Consider the following 14,763-nt stretch of genomic DNA (forward strand, 5'->3'; position numbering starts at 1 on the left):
CATTGATTATTTTTATTTACGTTTTTGATCGTTGTTTCGTTGGATCTTTTCTTTAACTTGTTGATTCAAGACTTTTTGGACTTCAATGTGATTCAGAGTTTCCTCTTCTGTCAATTGTCTTTTTTCTTTAATAATAGCTTGTCTTGCTTCTTTTTCACGCTCTTCAATTCGCTTTAAACGTTCTTCTAAGTCCTCAACTCGTTTGACTTCTTCTTTTAACTCATTGATTTCTTTTCGTTGATCTAAAATGACTTCTTGTTGTTTAACTTGAATAGATAGCGTATTGATAGCCAGTAAAATAGCAGCTTGCTCATTGGTTAGTCCAGGGGCGTGTTGTTTTATCACATCAATTTGCTCATTAGCTAAATCATTAACAATTTCCATATGATAGTGACTTTCTGGACCAATAATTGTATACACTTCTCCCGCAATTCTTGCTTTGTAGCGTTTCATCTCTTCATGGGTCATACTAAATCCCTCCTCACTTTCATGAGTTTTTTCTTCATTTGTCTAATCTTAAAGTTAATTATATAAGACTTTGTCGTAAATAACAATTTTTCCAGTGATAAAATAAAGAAGTTTTCTACATTGTTTGATTCCTTTTTCTTTCTTGCTATAATTACTCTTGAACCAATAGAAAGAGAGTGATTTCGATGAGTCAATCCATCACCTTAGTCTGTCCACCAGACACAATCGAAAAAATGAAGCATCAATACCAATCAAGCTTAGGTAAAACGCCTCCTTATGCTGTTTTTTCTGCAAAACTACCAGGTGTTACTATTACTGCCTATCAATCAGGAAAAGTTTTGTTCCAAGGAATAAAAGCAGAAAGTGAATCACAACAATGGGGTGCTGCAACAAGTAAACCTGCTTCTAATAAAAAGAACAACTCAGAAAATCAACTACCAAAAGGCTTTTCTAATTGGTCTGTTGTTGGAAGCGATGAAGTTGGTAACGGAAGTTATTTAGGTCCTGTCGTTGTCTGCGCTACCTATGTGGAGAAAAAACAAATTCCCTTATTAACTGAATTAGGGGTTAAAGATTCAAAAATGTTAACAGATACTATGATTCGTCAGATTGCTAAGGACTTAATTCATGTCGTTCCTTACAAACAACTGATTGTGACACCTAACAAATACAACGAGATACAACCTCGTTATAACGTGAATCGTATGAAAGTCGCCCTTCATAACCAGGCGATTTATCTACTCTTACAAGAATTAGCTCCGATTCAACCAGATGGTATTTTAATCGATCAGTTTACAACAGAAAAAAGTTATCGTTCTTACTTGAAACAAGAACCTAACCAAGTAACTGACAACTTATACTTTAAAACAAAGGGAGAGCAGTATCATCTTTCTGTGGCTGCTGCTTCTATCATTTGTCGAGCCACCTTCTTAGATGAGTTAGATAAAGCTACCAAAGAACTTGGCTTTACAATTCCATCAGGTGCAGGAACTAAATCCGATCAAGCCGCAGCAAAAATCTTAAAGCGCGGTGGGATAGAACTACTAAATAACTACGCAAAACTTCATTTTGCTAATACTGAAAAAGCTAAAAAAATTGCGTTTCGTTAAATTTTTTTGATTGAATTTAAGGGGATTGTTAGCCTTTTTCAAAAGTTTTCGGTATAATACGGAGTGAAGTAAAATGAAAAGAAATGAGGAATGCATAATGACAGATACACATAACCACGACCATGATCACGATCATATCCATGACCATGATGCTGATGACTTAATCACTTTAATCGATGATGAAGGTAACGAAGTCCTGTTTCGTATCCATTTAACAATCGATGGTCAAGAAGAATATGGTAAAGATTATGTTTTACTATATGATGCTAGTACACCAGAAGGCGAAGAAGTTGAATTACTTGCTTACGCTTACGAACAAAATGACGGTGAAGCTGAAGGACGCTTAACTGAAATTGAAACAGAAGCTGAATGGGACATGATTGAAGAAGTTTTCAACGCCTTTGAAGCTGAAGAATAAAAAGAAAAGCCTGCGACATGACCGTAATGGTCTACCGCAGGCTTATTTTTTAGATTTTAGTTGCGAACACAATTAAATTAGTGCAATCATCAATACACGTTTGTAAACAGATTGCTTCCCCATTTCCCGCACTGGTAATTAAATCCCACTTATCATTCCCTGTATTAACACAGTAACCATAATCATCTGAGACTAAAATTTGTTGCACGACATATGTTGTTAACACGGCGTTATCATCAGTTACCTTAATTTCTGATCCAACAACTAAACTAAACAAGCAATTAAACACACCTGGATTATGTCCAATAAAATGTGTACTTAACCCATCATCCCCACTTTGAACAGCTGCTCCACCCCATGTAGAGACTCTTGAAGGATCCGCATCTATTATAGACTGCCCTTGTGACATTCCGCCATTCTCATAACTAATTTCTTGATTTAAGATATAAAGCTTTCTTGCTTGTGGACCCGCGTAATCATCTACTGGTTGTGCCTCATTATTAGAGTTATCAATCACCTCTTCTTCAACCTCTTGATAATCTACGTCCCCTTGTCCCTCTATTATTTCATTTTCAACAGTTTGATTACTGTCTTCTTCTTTTGTTGCTTCTGTTTCTTCTATCTCACTAGAAGTTTCTTGTTTATCCTCGACTTTACTGTCGATTTTTTCTTCATCTCCTGGAAGAGGCACATCAGAAATATCAACTTCCGATGTTTCTTGTTCAGGCGAACTTACTTCACTATATTCAACATCCGCCTCTTTGGCTAATACGACTTCCTCTGGAGCACCAAGTGATACAGCTTTCCCCACAGCTAACAATAGCAACATTGACACTAACCCTCTGTAAATTTTTGCAGTCAATAGATTCTTCTCCTATCTGATTTTTATTTTAAGTCAAATCAGCCAGATAAAGATTCTTTTACTTCTTGGGCTTATTCATAGTGCATATGTACCAATTTCACAAAGTCACCTTTATTCTCATTTAAAGATAGCCATTATCTTTAGGGTATTTCCTCGAAACACTTTTTACATTGTCGGTGACAGACTTTCGCCTTTAGAACCCACGATATTAGAATATTTATTCTGACTACACATTATTTGTCATCAAACACCCCTTTTCTCTTGATCCCACCAAAAGAAAGTAAGACTTACAAAAAGCTATAAGTAAGCGTTATATAGTCATTTATTCTTTTCTAATAACTCATTTGAACTAAGTGCAGCATCTCCTTAAACAATATTCCCCATCTTGTTCATCGATCACCAACCCCCACTTAATTATTACAAGTTAATTAAACCCCCCTTACTTGTAAAGGCAGTATATACCCACTTTTATTTTTTTGCAATTAAAACGATTCTAAATAACACTTTGTGAAAAATGTTGTTTTACTACAGAAAAACCGTAATATTTCAAGTTATATGCTTATCTTTTTTTCCTATATATTTAAGTAAAAAAAAGAAATCACACCTTTAACAGATGTGATTTCTTTCTATTTTTTATCTAGATAATTTTGTAGAATCATAACAGCAGCCACTTTATCAATGACTTTTTTTCGTTTTGCTCGAGATGTGTTAGCTTGTTCAACAAGCATTCTCTCAGCTTGAACTGTTGTTAAACGTTCATCTTGATAATGGATCGGTAAGCCAAAAGCTTCTTCTAACAATTTACCATACGCCATAGAAGCTTCTGCTCTTGGACCAATCGTGTTGTTCATATTTTTAGGTAAGCCAACAACAAACTCTGTGACTTTGTACTCTTTCACTAACTCTGCTACTCGCTCAATCCCAAAAACACCTTCAGCTTCATTAATGCGAATGATTTCTATTCCCTGTGCAGTCCAACCAAGAGGATCACTTACAGCAACCCCAACGGTTTTTGACCCGACATCTAAGCCCATGATTCTCATCATAAGTTAATGCCACGGTGAGAAAGATAATCTTTCACTAACTCCTCCATAATTTCATCACGTTCATGACGTCTGATTAAGTTACGAGCATCTTGATAACGTGGGATATAAGCAGGGTCACCTGATAATAAGTACCCAACGATTTGATTGATTGGGTTGTAACCTTTTTCTTCTAATGCTTGATAGACAATAGCTAATGTTTCGCTAACTTCTTTTTTATTGTCTTCATTAAAATTGAATCTAACTGTTTCGTCTGTAAAGCTCATCTGTATTCCCCCCAGTATTTTCATCTTTAGATTTATTCTACAAGAAAGTTCATAAAACTACAATATTTTTTAATTGTATTCTATTATACCTTAATTAAGTTTAAATTCTGCGCCTACTTCGTAAGAGTCATCTAGCTCTAAAATTCCTTTAACTTCAGGAGCATTCGGTAATTGTAATTCACGAGCAGAGCAAACCATACCATCACTCTTAACACCTCGTAATTCACCTGGCCAAATAATCATCCCATCAGGCATCATAGCACCAACTTTAGCCACGACCAATTTTAAGCCTTCACGAATATTAGAAGCACCACAAACAATTTGCAACTCTTCTTCTTGATCAACAACAATTTTAGTTACACTTAAATGATCTGAATCTTCATGTTTTTCGCATTCTTTAACAAAGCCAACAACAAATTTTGGTGAATTATCTAATTCAAACGTTGCCTCAAAACCTGCTTCTTTAACTGCTTGATTCAATTCATCTAATTGAGTAGCAGATAGATTGATTTGACCTTCTCCTGTTAAATCAGTGATTTTTTTACTCGCTGAGAAGATGTTCCACCCAACAATATCTCCTGTTTCTTTCACACTAACTGAGGCAACATCTCCTTTTCTAGTGTGTGTTAATTCTTGGCCCTTACTATCTTGTAAAAGTAACATTAACGTGTCACCGACACCCTGTAAATTATAACTAACTATCATTTCTTTAACCCTTTCTCTTAGACACAAAGAAAGTAAGCACAACGATGTACTTACTCTCTCGTGTTTTATTCTGGTCTAATAATTAAAACATCACAAGGAGCCGTACGAATAATATGATCACTCACACTCCCCATTACTAAGCGTTCCACAGCATTTAATCCTGATTGACCTACCATGATTAAATCTGTTTGATACTTCTCTGGCAAGTCTTTTGACATCATGACTTTTGGAGAGCCAAACTCTAATGTTGTTTCAACATGGTCGTAACCTAGTTGCTTAGCTAATTCAACATAGCTATCTAACAACACTTTAGCTTGATCTGTTTGTGCTTGAAGTAAATCGGGTGTAAACGTTGAAAATGACATTGTTCCACCATACAATTTGTTTTCCATAATGTGGGCAACAACGACACGAGCATTGTTTCTTTTAGCAACAGCAATTGCTTTTTCAAATGCAAGTTTTGCTTGATCGCTACCATCTGTTCCAACTAGTATCGAAGTGTATTCTTGTGAATCCATCATACGCTCATCCTCTTTCTATAATGTATTTAAAAATGCAATAATCTCTTCTTTTGTTTTGCGGTCTTTACTGACAAATCGACCAATTTCTTTGCCATCTTCAATTGCGATAAAACTTGGAATACCAAAGACATCCCATTGTTGACATAAATCAATATACGCATCACGATCGATTTGAACGAAACTAAATTCTTTAAAGCTTTCTTCAATTTCAGGCATGTGAGGTTTAATAAAGACACAATCACCACACCAATCAGCCGTAAAGAAAAGAACTGTTTTTTTAGTTTCTATGACATTAGCGATTTCTTCAAGTGATGTTGGAATAATCATATGTGACCTACTTTCCGTAGATTATTTCGTCTACTTTTTCTCTGTCTAATGACGTTAATAAAGCCATTACCATTGCTTTAGCTGCTTCATAATCTTTAATACTAAACATCGTTTGATGTGTGTGAATGTAACGGCCTGGAACACCAATAACAGCACTAGGTACACCATCATTTGCTAAGTGTGCCGCTCCTGCATCTGTTCCACCTTTTGAAACAAATGATTGATAAGGAATTTCTTTAACATCTGCCGTTTCAACAATGTACTCACGCATACGACGTAACATAATCATACCTGGATCAAAAATTCTAAGTAAGAATCCACCGTCTAGACGACCGTTAGCATCTTTTTTACCATCTAAATCATTAGCTGGTGAGCAATCAACAGCAAAGAATAAATCTGGTTGGAATTTATTTGTAGAAACTTTAGCTCCACGTAAACCAACTTCTTCTTGAACGTTTGCTCCTGCGATTAATGTATTAGGTAAATCAACACCTTGTAACTCCTCTAATACGTCAAGAACTAAGGTACAACCATAGCGGTTATCCCAAGCTTTACTAATGATACGTTTGCCGTTAGCTGTTTGAATGGTTTCAACATCAGGAACGATAGAGTCTCCTGGTCTAACTCCGTATTCTTCTGCTTCTTCTTTTGAGGTAAAACCAGCATCAAATAGAATATCTGATACATCTACTTGTTTTTGACCATCTGTTCCTCTTAATAAATGAGGTGGTACTGATGATGAGATAACTGGGTAGTCCCCTTGTTTTGTTTGTAATGTAAAGCGTTGTGCTGAGACAACATAAGGATTCCAACCACCTAAAGGAACCACTCTAAATAAACCATTATCTAAAATTTGAGATAACATAAATCCAACTTCATCCATGTGAGATGCTAGCATGATTCTTGGTGCATTTTCTGCTTTACTTTCTTTAATACCAAAAACGCCACCTAAGCCGTCATATTCAATTCTATCCACTAAAGGTGTCATTTCTTCCGTCATAACAGCTCTCATATTTTCTTCTGAACCACTAACACTTTTAATTTCTGTTAGTTGTTTGATGCGATTAAATAATTTTTCTTCCATGTTCATCTACTAATAATTAGTAGATCCACCTCACTTTCTATCTACACTTAATTATAACATAATTCAGGATAAGCCAAAAAAAATTCTTTAAGCTAGAATAGGATTTTTTCGAAATATTTTTGCTTTTGCCCCATTTTTTGCTACAATATAGGCAAGTATTCTTTTTTAAGGAGGATGACACACATGACAAACAGTAAAAGTAAAGAATTTTATCAACATGGCCTTACAACAGGTATTGGCATTGGGCTTACTGTTGGTGCAATCGGTGGAGCAGCATTGCTTCATTTCTACAAAAAAAACAAAGCTTTATCTGCAGATGACATCTTAGAAAAAGTAAAAGCAGATTTTCTATTAGAAGGACCTATTGAAGGCTCTTGGATTCATTTCAAAAAAGAACCTCTTCAAAAATTTGCGGTTCACTCGAAAACTTACACAGGTGGTATCTCTCGTATTGAAGATGGCGAGTTAGTCCAATACGAATTCGTCGCTGATGCTTACACTGGAACTATTATTGATATTTATCGTTTACAATCATAACAACTCAAAAAGGACTTTCTGTTAAAGAGAGTCCTTTTGCGTCCCTAAAAAGGAGGTTTTCATATGGAAAAACTGATTCTTATTGGCTCAGCAGGTGCAGGTAAATCCACTTTATCTAAGCAACTAGCTACATTACTTTCTTTAGACTTATATCACTTAGATAAACTATTTTGGCAACCAAACTGGGTATTAAGTGATAAGGACAAACAAATAAATATCCAACAAGAGATTTTTAAACAGCCATCTTGGATTATCGACGGCAATTACGGAGACACCTTAGACTTACGTATCAATGAAGCAGATACCATTATTTTTCTTGATTTGCCACGAAGAGTCTGCATCTACCGAGCCCTTAAGCGAGTTGTCACAAATTACGGAAAAACGCGCCCCGATATGGGAGATGGTTGTCCTGAACGATTTGATTTTTCATTCATTAAATGGATTTGGCATTTTAAAAATAAACAACGCGTAGCGATTATCCATACATTGTCACAAATCCCTCCAACTAAAACAGTGATTCGACTCACCTCAAAAAAAGAAGTTGAGCAGTTTTTACTCAGTCTGAGTGAAAAAAACATATAAAAAAAGCGATAAGTCTCTACTTATCGCTTAAAAGGAGTTGTTTTATTTACTTTGGAGGAGTAAATAAAATGAAAAAGTTTGTTAGGGTTGTTTTGTTGGTATATGTATATAATAGCCTGGATTTGTGAATTTTTTATGACCAAATCGTTGGCTTTTTTCTAAGATTTTATTAAATCACTTTAAACATCAAATCGTTTGATTAATTTCTCTTGATGACTGGTCAAAATATCTGTCATAGTCAACTCGTATTTGTCAGCTAATATAAATATATTAGCTAAACAATCTCCTAATTCTTCTTTTAACTCTGCTATTTTTTCTGCTGGTATTTTCTCCACTTCATCTGGTCGATCTCGCCCTATTTCAATTGCTCGAATAGCTCTAGCAACTTCACCCGTTTCTTCTGATAAAAAGCCTACTCGGATAAAAGGATTTAGCTCATACCAACCTCTTTTTTGATAAAATAAACGTACCCATTCTTGATAATTTTCTAAATCCATTAAAAAAATCTCCTTTAATCATTTTCACTATGTTATCATATATCTTGAGGTTAAGGGGGATAAAAATGAAAAAAATCGCTATATATTGTGGTGCTAACTTAGGCAACCAATCTATTTTTCAAGAAACAACACAAAAATTAGCCAAGTGGATGCTTACTCATCATTACGGTCTTGTTTACGGTGGAGGTGCCGTCGGTTTAATGGGTGTTATGGCTGATACCATCATTGAAGGTGGTGGAAAAAGCATTGGTGTGATGCCTCATTTTTTAGCTGAGCGCGAACTAGCTCATAGCCATTTAGATGAACTTATTTTAGTCGACAACATGCATCAACGTAAGAAAAAAATGATTGAACTAGCAGATGTTTATATCGCTCTTCCTGGTGGACCTGGAACTTTAGAAGAAATTGCCGAAGTTATTTCTTGGGGAAGAATCGGTGAGCATCAACAACCTTGTATACTTTACAATGTAGATGGCTATTATGACTCCTTAAAAAACTTTTTTGATTCAATGGTCCGAACTGATTTTCTAAGCCAAAGTGACCGAGATAAAATACTCTTTTCTGATTCCTTAGAAGAGATTGAGCAGTTTATTGCTTCATACGAACCACCAAAGATAAGAGAATACAAAAAAAGAAGCTGATATTAATTCAGCTTCTTCCCATTAAAAATAGCTTCTAATCGGTAAATAGGTTGACCTTTTTGTGAGAATTTTTCTTCGTATTCAGTCATAATATTGCCTTCAAAGTTGCTTTCGTGTAAGTTTAACCATACTTTTTTTATCGTCATACCATACCAAGTGACACTAGCTAACGAATACTCAAAAAGACTTTGATTATCAGTTTTAAAGTGTAGTTCAGCTTCTGGTTTTGCAATAGTTTCGTAAGTTTTTAAGAACGTCTTATAGGTTAAGCGACGTTTCTCATGACGGGTTTTTGGCCATGGATCTGAGAAGTTCAAGTATACTTGATCCACTTCACTATCAGCAAAATAATCCGTTAAATCAGCACCATCTACTAACAATAGTTGTAGGTTAGGTAATTGTTCTTCTAATTGTTTTTCTAAAATAGAAATAATCGCATTGGTTTGCATTTCAATTCCAATGTAGTTAACGTCTGGATGAGCTTTAGCCATCTCAACGATAAACTGTCCCTTACCACTTCCTACTTCGATATGGATAGGTTGGTCATTACCAAAACGTTCTTGCCATTTTCCTTTCCAATCACTGCCATCTGTTAAGATTAATTCAGGATGGTTTAAAATCGTGTCTTTAGCACCTGGTTTGTTACGTAATCTCATTTTTTTCTCCTCTGTCATCATGACTCATCAATAATTATAAATACTCTTTAATTGAGCAATATGAAAATTCGCTTGTTTGTGATCATTTCTTAAGTAACTGCGCTTGATTTGCAATAATAAATTCATGCCCGCATACCAATACACTCTATCACTTAAATTATCCGCTCCTGTTGGGTCATACATATCCAACCATGCCTGCCAATACTCTTTTTTTATATACTGACCTAAGATTAAACCAATATCAAAAGCTGGGTCTGCTAAGACTGAATAGTCCCAATCAACTAAATAAACTTCATTTTTAGTCGACAACAACCAATTATTATGAATCGCATCGCCGTGACACGCTGCATAATAAACAGGATGAAACGACGGTAAATGATCCTCTAAATAGCGAAACACTCGCATTAAATACAAATTATTTTTTAACTCTTTTGGCAAATTAACAGCATAATCACTTAAAAAATCAAAGGCAGAGCTCTCTCTACCATCCATACGTTCTAACATTGATTTTAATGAAGTTGAATGATGTAAGTGTTGCAAAATGCGAATCACTTCTGTACTTTCACTCATTTCTTCTGGTGTTAGTTGCCTACCATCTAGCCATTCTTGGGCTGTCAAAACGTCCCCATCACCTGTTCTTTTTGTCCAAAGTAATTTAGGGGTTAATCCTTCTCGTGAAAGAGCCGCTAAAAATGGTGTTGAATTTCGTTTAATAAAGACAGGTTCACTGTCTTTCATTCCTTTATATGCCTTACCAGTATCTCCTTTGATTGGTTGGAGATTCCAGTTTTTATCAAAATTAAACATCTTTCTTTCTCCCCGTCCACTTTCTCCTAAGATCTACTCAAAGCCACTTTCTTTCAAAAGGAAGTCGAAGATTAGTATAACATATTCTCAAAAGACTTTCTTTTTAAATCAATGATTTCTCTAATTTTTTTAGTCTCTTTGCCGCATAAATCTTAGTGAAAAAGATACTTTCAGCTAAAATAATGACACTCACAAGAGCTGCATTTACTTTATCCTCTAAAACAATGAGAAGTAATAGACTAAATAAGATAGAAACAACTAATAAAATCAGTCCAATTATTTTTTGCACTGCTACACTTTTTTGTCCCTTTGGTACTGGGTATAACTGGGTCATTAACATATAATCAAACTCATTATACATAGGTAACAACTGAAAACCAATTAAGTAAACAAATAAAGCACTGACAATCGCGTTTAGAATGAGTTGGTCACTAAACAATAGAACCAAACTACCAATAAGCGTTAATCTTATTACCAAACCACTGTACTCAGTCCCTCTTAAAAAGACGCGACTATACAAGTAAGTATAAGTTTGACCTTGCTCTCTTTTTATTTTATGTAACACAGGATCTAAATAGGCACGTCGTTTAATATCTGCTGAAAGCCCTGGTACATCTGTAAATAAATTAATGAAGGAATAAATTTTCTTCATTCGTTTTCGCTCTAACTCAATAGATTTTTGCCAATTAAACGGATGATGACTAACGGCATTTTTACTCTGAACTAAACAATAAACCAGACATAGAATTGAAATAGGTAAACCAAACCACGGCATAATCAAGACATTTAAACTCATACTTAAAACACTTGATATTAATAGTAGAAACCATTGAAATTTAACTGTTTTTTCTGTATCTAAGTATAAATTTTCAACTTGAATGATTAAGTGTGCTAACTTCAATACCCATAAATTTAAAACTAATGGATAAAAGTCATTAAACGTAAGCTTACTTGTAGCAACTAGTAATGGCATTAGGACACCTGTCACTAACACAATCACCACAAATGGTAATAAGATAGAGTTTTTGAAACTTGTTTTAAGGTAATTTAGCATGTGACGCTCTTTAGGTAGTAAAAATACACTATCCGCTTCTTTTATTAGCGTCGCTAAACGCCCTACAAAAACAGTCAACACACATAACACAATGGCTACTACTTTTCCTATGACAAAAGAGCTATTCAGAGATTTAACAAATTCTGAATAATACAAACCAAAGCCACCTAAAGAAATCAGCATAACGAGTAAAAAATGGTCATTCAAGACATATTTCATGTATTTCATCATATTCTTTTTATGGCTAGCTTGACGTTTTTTGTAAAACTCCTCCATTTAGTTTGCCTCCTCTTCTTTGGTTAATGACAAATAAATATCATCTAAAGAAGAGTTAGGTAAATTAAATTCAGTTCTTAAATCATCAATTGAACCTAAGGCTCTTACACTACCATCATGAAGTACTACAAAACGATCACAAAATTTTTCTGCAGTAGCTAAAATATGAGTCGACATTAAGATAGCCGCCCCTTGCTGTTTCATTTCTTGCATCAACTCAAGTAAGGCATTAATCGCAAGCGGGTCTAAGCCTAAGAATGGCTCATCAATAATGAATAAACTTGGTTTTGTTAAAAAGGCACATAACACCATGACTTTTTGCTTCATTCCTTTTGAAAAATGAGTTGGAAACCAGTCTAATTTATTTTCTAGGCGAAATAATTTTAATAAGTGATCTGCTCGTTCAAAAGCTTCGTCCATAGGAATATCATAGGCCATAGCAGTCACTTCAATGTGTTCTCTTAATGTTAATTCATCATACAAAATCGGTGTCTCTGGAATATAGCCAATGGTTTTGCGGTAAGCTTCTGGCTCACTAGCTAAGGTTTTGCCATCTACAAGTATCTTCCCTTTTTGTTCTGTTAAAAGACCAATGATGTGTTTAATCGTCGTACTTTTACCTGCTCCATTTAAGCCAATTAAGCCAACAATTTCACCTGACTCTACTTGAAAACTAATATCTTTTAATACAGGAATGTGACCATAGCCTCCTGTAAGGTGTTCTATTTTTAAACTCATAAAGATCCTCCTAAATAATACTAGCTAAATTATAGCATATCTTCGATTCACTATTTCCTCTTTTGCCTAATAATTCCATTCATTTCCCATCTTGTTTATGGTAAAGTGGTTTTATATCAAAGGAGGTCTTTTTTATGACAGACTGTATTTTTTGCAAAATTATCAATCGAGAAATCCCTAGCTACAAGGTGTATGAAGATGATGAGGTCTATGCCTTTTTAGATATCACTCAAACAACTAAAGGACATACCTTAGTTATTCCTAAACAACACGTCACTGATATTTTTGAATACGATGACGTTTTAGCTGCTAAGTTATTTTCTCGAATCCCTAAAATTTCTCGTGGTTTAGAAAAAGCTTTCCCAGACATGAAAGGTTTAAACTTAATCAATAACAATAAAGAGTTAGCCTATCAATCTGTGTTTCATTCTCATGTTCATCTGATTCCTCGCTACTCTAAAGACGATGACTTTTCTATTACCTTTAAAAACAATGGGGATAACTACACACCAGAAACTATGAGCCAAATTGCGTCAACTATCAAGGAGGTTATTGACCATGAGTAAGAAAAAATTCTCTGGTAAACAACTTTTTAAAGGCTTATTTGTAGGAGGGTTACTTGGAGGCACAACTGCTCTTCTTTTTGCCCCTCGCTCTGGAAAAGAAACAAAAGAGTTAATCACTAAAGAAGTTGATGATTCTATTAAACTCATAACTGATGTGAAAAATAACGCTGAAGATGTACAATTTCATGCTGCTAATCTGCAACACTTATCTGAGACCATGGTTCCTGAGTTTTTAGAAGACACACAGAGAGCTTTGAATAAATTTGATTTTAAAGCCAAACACCGAATTGAAGACATCAAAAAACAATTAGAAAAAATTAACACAGAAGTGGAAAATTTAACTAATCAATTAGATGAATAAGACACTAACCTTTTATTTAACAGGGTTAAACATGTGTTTATTATATGATTTTTTTTTGAATTTCATATTCTTTAAAAGGAGATTATGTTATAGTTATATCCGTGATGCAATCATTAGTTTTACAATAAAAATAAATATGAACAGGACGTGCAAATAGTAATGAAAAACAAATCATTTAAATTAGCTGCAGTGACACTTTTAGGTGTTTTAACTTTAGCAGGTTGCTCTAGTAGCAAAGAAGTTGCCTCAATGAAAGGCGCAAAAATTACAGAAGAAGATTTATACAAAGAATTAAAGAAAGATAAAAACACTTCTGGCCAAGTCTTAACTGGTATGATTTTAAACGAAATCACTGATAAAGAATACGGCAGTAAAGTAGACCAAAAAGAAGTTGATAAACAATACAACGAAATGCAAGAACAAAACGGCGGTAAAAAAGCCTTTGAAGACTTATTAAAACAAAATGGTTTAGATGTTAAAACGTATAAAGAAAGCATGAAAACTCAATTAGCTTACAAAGAAATGCTTAAAGCACACGTTAAAATTACTGACGAAGATTTAAAACAAACTTGGGCAACATACCATCCAAGCGTTGATACTCAAATGATCGTTTTAGGTTCTGAAGAAGAAGCAAATGCTGCTCTAAAAGAAATTAACGATGGTAAATCATTTGATGAAGTAGCTAAAGCTAAATCAACTCAAGAAGCAACTAAAAAAGATGGCGGTAAAGTAACATTTGATTCAACTTACACAACTAAACCTGAACGTGTTGCTATTCCTGACACTGTTAAAGAAGCAGCATACAAATTAGAAGACGGTAAAACATCAGAAGTCATCAAAGCAACTGACATGACAACTGGTGCTGATAGCTTCTACATCGTTAAAATGGTTAAAAACCAGAAAAAAGGTAACGACTACAAGAAATTTGAAAAAGAATTAAAAACAATCACTGAAGAAGCTAAATTAGCTGATCCAATGTTCCAACAAGAAGTAATTGGTAAAGAATTAGAAAAAGCTAATGTTAAAATTTCTGACCCTGACTTTAAGGATATTTTAACTCCTTACTTACCTAAGAAAGAAGAAACAAAAGATACTAAAGAACAAGACAAAAAATCAGATAAAAAAGCTGACAAAAAAGACGACAAAAAAGAAACAACTGAGTCATCTAAATAAGAATCAAAAAGAGGCTATAGTGTCATTTAGACACTGTAGCCTCTTTTTTTAGATAAAGAAAAAAATATAAAG

Annotated in this window: 21 protein-coding genes; 8 read left to right on the forward strand and 13 right to left on the reverse strand. The window is 34.4% G+C overall.

What is annotated here, in order from left to right:
• Nucleotides 1-12 precede the first annotated feature (12 nt).
• Nucleotides 13-468: a cell division protein ZapA gene (zapA, locus tag DOK76_RS06075; RefSeq protein WP_206965813.1), complete on the reverse strand. Its 456-nt coding sequence runs from the start codon at nucleotides 466-468 to the stop codon at nucleotides 13-15.
• 185 nt (nucleotides 469-653) lie between these two features.
• On the opposite strand from zapA, the gene rnhC reads away from it, so the two are divergent.
• Both rnhC and DOK76_RS06085 read left to right on the forward strand, forming a co-directional pair.
• Entirely contained in the window at nucleotides 654-1,577 is a 924-nt protein-coding gene (rnhC, locus tag DOK76_RS06080) for a ribonuclease HIII (protein ID WP_206965815.1), read from the forward strand.
• A 97-nt stretch (nucleotides 1,578-1,674) separates the two neighbouring features.
• Entirely contained in the window at nucleotides 1,675-1,995 is a 321-nt protein-coding gene (locus DOK76_RS06085; RefSeq protein ID WP_206965816.1) for a DUF1292 domain-containing protein, read from the forward strand.
• Between the two features lie 49 nt (nucleotides 1,996-2,044).
• On the opposite strand, the gene DOK76_RS06090 is transcribed toward DOK76_RS06085, so the two are convergent.
• The 7 genes from DOK76_RS06090 to pepA form a co-directional block, all read right to left on the reverse strand.
• The gene (locus DOK76_RS06090; protein ID WP_206965818.1) at nucleotides 2,045-2,857 is read right to left on the reverse strand and encodes a sortase domain-containing protein; all 813 of its coding nucleotides are present in this window, start codon (nucleotides 2,855-2,857) and stop codon (nucleotides 2,045-2,047) included.
• Between the two features lie 626 nt (nucleotides 2,858-3,483).
• Nucleotides 3,484-3,900, reverse strand: a complete 417-nt coding sequence (ruvX, locus tag DOK76_RS06095; RefSeq protein WP_206965981.1) for a Holliday junction resolvase RuvX — start codon at nucleotides 3,898-3,900, stop codon at nucleotides 3,484-3,486.
• Nucleotides 3,900-4,166 (reverse strand): IreB family regulatory phosphoprotein, encoded by a 267-nt coding sequence (locus DOK76_RS06100; protein ID WP_206965820.1) that lies wholly within the window; start codon nucleotides 4,164-4,166, stop codon nucleotides 3,900-3,902. Before DOK76_RS06100 ends, ruvX begins: the two co-directional genes overlap by 1 nt.
• A gap of 90 nt (nucleotides 4,167-4,256) precedes the next feature.
• Nucleotides 4,257-4,871: a YtpR family tRNA-binding protein gene (gene ytpR / locus DOK76_RS06105; RefSeq protein ID WP_206965822.1), complete on the reverse strand. Its 615-nt coding sequence runs from the start codon at nucleotides 4,869-4,871 to the stop codon at nucleotides 4,257-4,259.
• Nucleotides 4,872-4,936: 65 nt separating this feature from the next.
• On the reverse strand, nucleotides 4,937-5,389 hold the full coding sequence (locus DOK76_RS06110; protein WP_206965983.1) for a universal stress protein: 453 nt from the start codon (nucleotides 5,387-5,389) through the stop codon (nucleotides 4,937-4,939).
• An 18-nt stretch (nucleotides 5,390-5,407) separates the two neighbouring features.
• The gene (locus tag DOK76_RS06115; RefSeq protein ID WP_206965824.1) at nucleotides 5,408-5,719 is read right to left on the reverse strand and encodes a thioredoxin family protein; all 312 of its coding nucleotides are present in this window, start codon (nucleotides 5,717-5,719) and stop codon (nucleotides 5,408-5,410) included.
• A 7-nt stretch (nucleotides 5,720-5,726) separates the two neighbouring features.
• The gene (gene pepA / locus DOK76_RS06120; RefSeq protein WP_206965826.1) at nucleotides 5,727-6,803 is read right to left on the reverse strand and encodes a glutamyl aminopeptidase; all 1,077 of its coding nucleotides are present in this window, start codon (nucleotides 6,801-6,803) and stop codon (nucleotides 5,727-5,729) included.
• A 183-nt stretch (nucleotides 6,804-6,986) separates the two neighbouring features.
• On the opposite strand from pepA, the gene DOK76_RS06125 reads away from it, so the two are divergent.
• The gene (locus DOK76_RS06125) at nucleotides 6,987-7,340 is read left to right on the forward strand and encodes a PepSY domain-containing protein (RefSeq protein WP_206965828.1); all 354 of its coding nucleotides are present in this window, start codon (nucleotides 6,987-6,989) and stop codon (nucleotides 7,338-7,340) included.
• A 63-nt stretch (nucleotides 7,341-7,403) separates the two neighbouring features.
• Nucleotides 7,404-7,922: a DNA topology modulation protein gene (locus tag DOK76_RS06130; RefSeq protein WP_206965830.1), complete on the forward strand. Its 519-nt coding sequence runs from the start codon at nucleotides 7,404-7,406 to the stop codon at nucleotides 7,920-7,922.
• Between the two features lie 179 nt (nucleotides 7,923-8,101).
• On the opposite strand, the gene DOK76_RS06135 is transcribed toward DOK76_RS06130, so the two are convergent.
• Nucleotides 8,102-8,419 (reverse strand): MazG nucleotide pyrophosphohydrolase domain-containing protein, encoded by a 318-nt coding sequence (locus DOK76_RS06135; RefSeq protein ID WP_206965833.1) that lies wholly within the window; start codon nucleotides 8,417-8,419, stop codon nucleotides 8,102-8,104.
• Nucleotides 8,420-8,484: 65 nt separating this feature from the next.
• Here DOK76_RS06135 and DOK76_RS06140 point away from each other — a divergent pair, with 65 nt between their 5' ends.
• Complete coding sequence (locus tag DOK76_RS06140) at nucleotides 8,485-9,060, forward strand: LOG family protein (RefSeq protein WP_206965834.1); 576 nt, start codon at nucleotides 8,485-8,487, stop codon at nucleotides 9,058-9,060.
• A gap of 2 nt (nucleotides 9,061-9,062) precedes the next feature.
• On the opposite strand, the gene trmB is transcribed toward DOK76_RS06140, so the two are convergent.
• The 4 genes from trmB to DOK76_RS06160 form a co-directional block, all read right to left on the reverse strand.
• Nucleotides 9,063-9,716: a tRNA (guanosine(46)-N7)-methyltransferase TrmB gene (gene trmB / locus DOK76_RS06145; protein ID WP_206965836.1), complete on the reverse strand. Its 654-nt coding sequence runs from the start codon at nucleotides 9,714-9,716 to the stop codon at nucleotides 9,063-9,065.
• Between the two features lie 27 nt (nucleotides 9,717-9,743).
• Nucleotides 9,744-10,523: a phosphotransferase family protein gene (locus DOK76_RS06150; RefSeq protein WP_206965838.1), complete on the reverse strand. Its 780-nt coding sequence runs from the start codon at nucleotides 10,521-10,523 to the stop codon at nucleotides 9,744-9,746.
• Nucleotides 10,524-10,626: 103 nt separating this feature from the next.
• The gene (locus DOK76_RS06155) at nucleotides 10,627-11,853 is read right to left on the reverse strand and encodes an ABC transporter permease (protein ID WP_206965840.1); all 1,227 of its coding nucleotides are present in this window, start codon (nucleotides 11,851-11,853) and stop codon (nucleotides 10,627-10,629) included.
• Nucleotides 11,854-12,591, reverse strand: a complete 738-nt coding sequence (locus DOK76_RS06160; protein WP_206965842.1) for an ABC transporter ATP-binding protein — start codon at nucleotides 12,589-12,591, stop codon at nucleotides 11,854-11,856. It abuts the gene before it with no gap.
• 134 nt (nucleotides 12,592-12,725) lie between these two features.
• Between DOK76_RS06160 and DOK76_RS06165 the strand changes: the two genes are divergently transcribed.
• The 3 genes from DOK76_RS06165 (at nucleotide 12,726) to DOK76_RS06175 (ending at nucleotide 14,691) form a co-directional block, all read left to right on the forward strand.
• Complete coding sequence (locus DOK76_RS06165; protein ID WP_206965845.1) at nucleotides 12,726-13,157, forward strand: HIT family protein; 432 nt, start codon at nucleotides 12,726-12,728, stop codon at nucleotides 13,155-13,157.
• A complete protein-coding gene (locus DOK76_RS06170) occupies nucleotides 13,150-13,518 on the forward strand; it encodes a YtxH domain-containing protein (RefSeq protein ID WP_206965847.1) in 369 nt (122 codons plus the stop codon). Before DOK76_RS06165 ends, DOK76_RS06170 begins: the two co-directional genes overlap by 8 nt.
• 159 nt (nucleotides 13,519-13,677) lie before the next feature.
• On the forward strand, nucleotides 13,678-14,691 hold the full coding sequence (locus DOK76_RS06175; RefSeq protein WP_206965849.1) for a peptidylprolyl isomerase: 1,014 nt from the start codon (nucleotides 13,678-13,680) through the stop codon (nucleotides 14,689-14,691).
• Nucleotides 14,692-14,763: the final 72 nt, after the last annotated feature.

Origin of the sequence: Candidatus Vagococcus giribetii (genome assembly GCF_017316185.1) — a bacterium.
GTDB lineage: Bacteria > Bacillota > Bacilli > Lactobacillales > Vagococcaceae > Vagococcus > Vagococcus giribetii.

Bases quoted from the DNA above. Each gene is read 5' to 3' on its own strand.
- DOK76_RS06130 (WP_206965830.1), top strand. From the start codon at position 7,404: ATGGAAAAACTGATTCTTATTGGCTCAGCAGGTGCAGGTAAATCCACT.
- ytpR (WP_206965822.1), bottom strand. From the start codon at position 4,871: ATGATAGTTAGTTATAATTTACAGGGTGTCGGTGACACGTTAATGTTA.
- DOK76_RS06135 (WP_206965833.1), bottom strand. From the start codon at position 8,419: ATGGATTTAGAAAATTATCAAGAATGGGTACGTTTATTTTATCAAAAA.
- DOK76_RS06100 (WP_206965820.1), bottom strand. From the start codon at position 4,166: ATGAGCTTTACAGACGAAACAGTTAGATTCAATTTTAATGAAGACAAT.
- DOK76_RS06115 (WP_206965824.1), bottom strand. From the start codon at position 5,719: ATGATTATTCCAACATCACTTGAAGAAATCGCTAATGTCATAGAAACT.
- trmB (WP_206965836.1), bottom strand. From the start codon at position 9,716: ATGAGATTACGTAACAAACCAGGTGCTAAAGACACGATTTTAAACCAT.
- DOK76_RS06150 (WP_206965838.1), bottom strand. From the start codon at position 10,523: ATGTTTAATTTTGATAAAAACTGGAATCTCCAACCAATCAAAGGAGAT.
- pepA (WP_206965826.1), bottom strand. From the start codon at position 6,803: ATGGAAGAAAAATTATTTAATCGCATCAAACAACTAACAGAAATTAAA.
- DOK76_RS06165 (WP_206965845.1), top strand. From the start codon at position 12,726: ATGACAGACTGTATTTTTTGCAAAATTATCAATCGAGAAATCCCTAGC.
- DOK76_RS06125 (WP_206965828.1), top strand. From the start codon at position 6,987: ATGACAAACAGTAAAAGTAAAGAATTTTATCAACATGGCCTTACAACA.
- DOK76_RS06085 (WP_206965816.1), top strand. From the start codon at position 1,675: ATGACAGATACACATAACCACGACCATGATCACGATCATATCCATGAC.
- rnhC (WP_206965815.1), top strand. From the start codon at position 654: ATGAGTCAATCCATCACCTTAGTCTGTCCACCAGACACAATCGAAAAA.
- DOK76_RS06170 (WP_206965847.1), top strand. From the start codon at position 13,150: ATGAGTAAGAAAAAATTCTCTGGTAAACAACTTTTTAAAGGCTTATTT.
- DOK76_RS06140 (WP_206965834.1), top strand. From the start codon at position 8,485: ATGAAAAAAATCGCTATATATTGTGGTGCTAACTTAGGCAACCAATCT.
- DOK76_RS06155 (WP_206965840.1), bottom strand. From the start codon at position 11,853: ATGGAGGAGTTTTACAAAAAACGTCAAGCTAGCCATAAAAAGAATATG.
- DOK76_RS06160 (WP_206965842.1), bottom strand. From the start codon at position 12,591: ATGAGTTTAAAAATAGAACACCTTACAGGAGGCTATGGTCACATTCCT.
- DOK76_RS06175 (WP_206965849.1), top strand. From the start codon at position 13,678: ATGAAAAACAAATCATTTAAATTAGCTGCAGTGACACTTTTAGGTGTT.
- DOK76_RS06110 (WP_206965983.1), bottom strand. From the start codon at position 5,389: ATGGATTCACAAGAATACACTTCGATACTAGTTGGAACAGATGGTAGC.
- ruvX (WP_206965981.1), bottom strand. From the start codon at position 3,900: ATGAGAATCATGGGCTTAGATGTCGGGTCAAAAACCGTTGGGGTTGCT.
- zapA (WP_206965813.1), bottom strand. From the start codon at position 468: ATGACCCATGAAGAGATGAAACGCTACAAAGCAAGAATTGCGGGAGAA.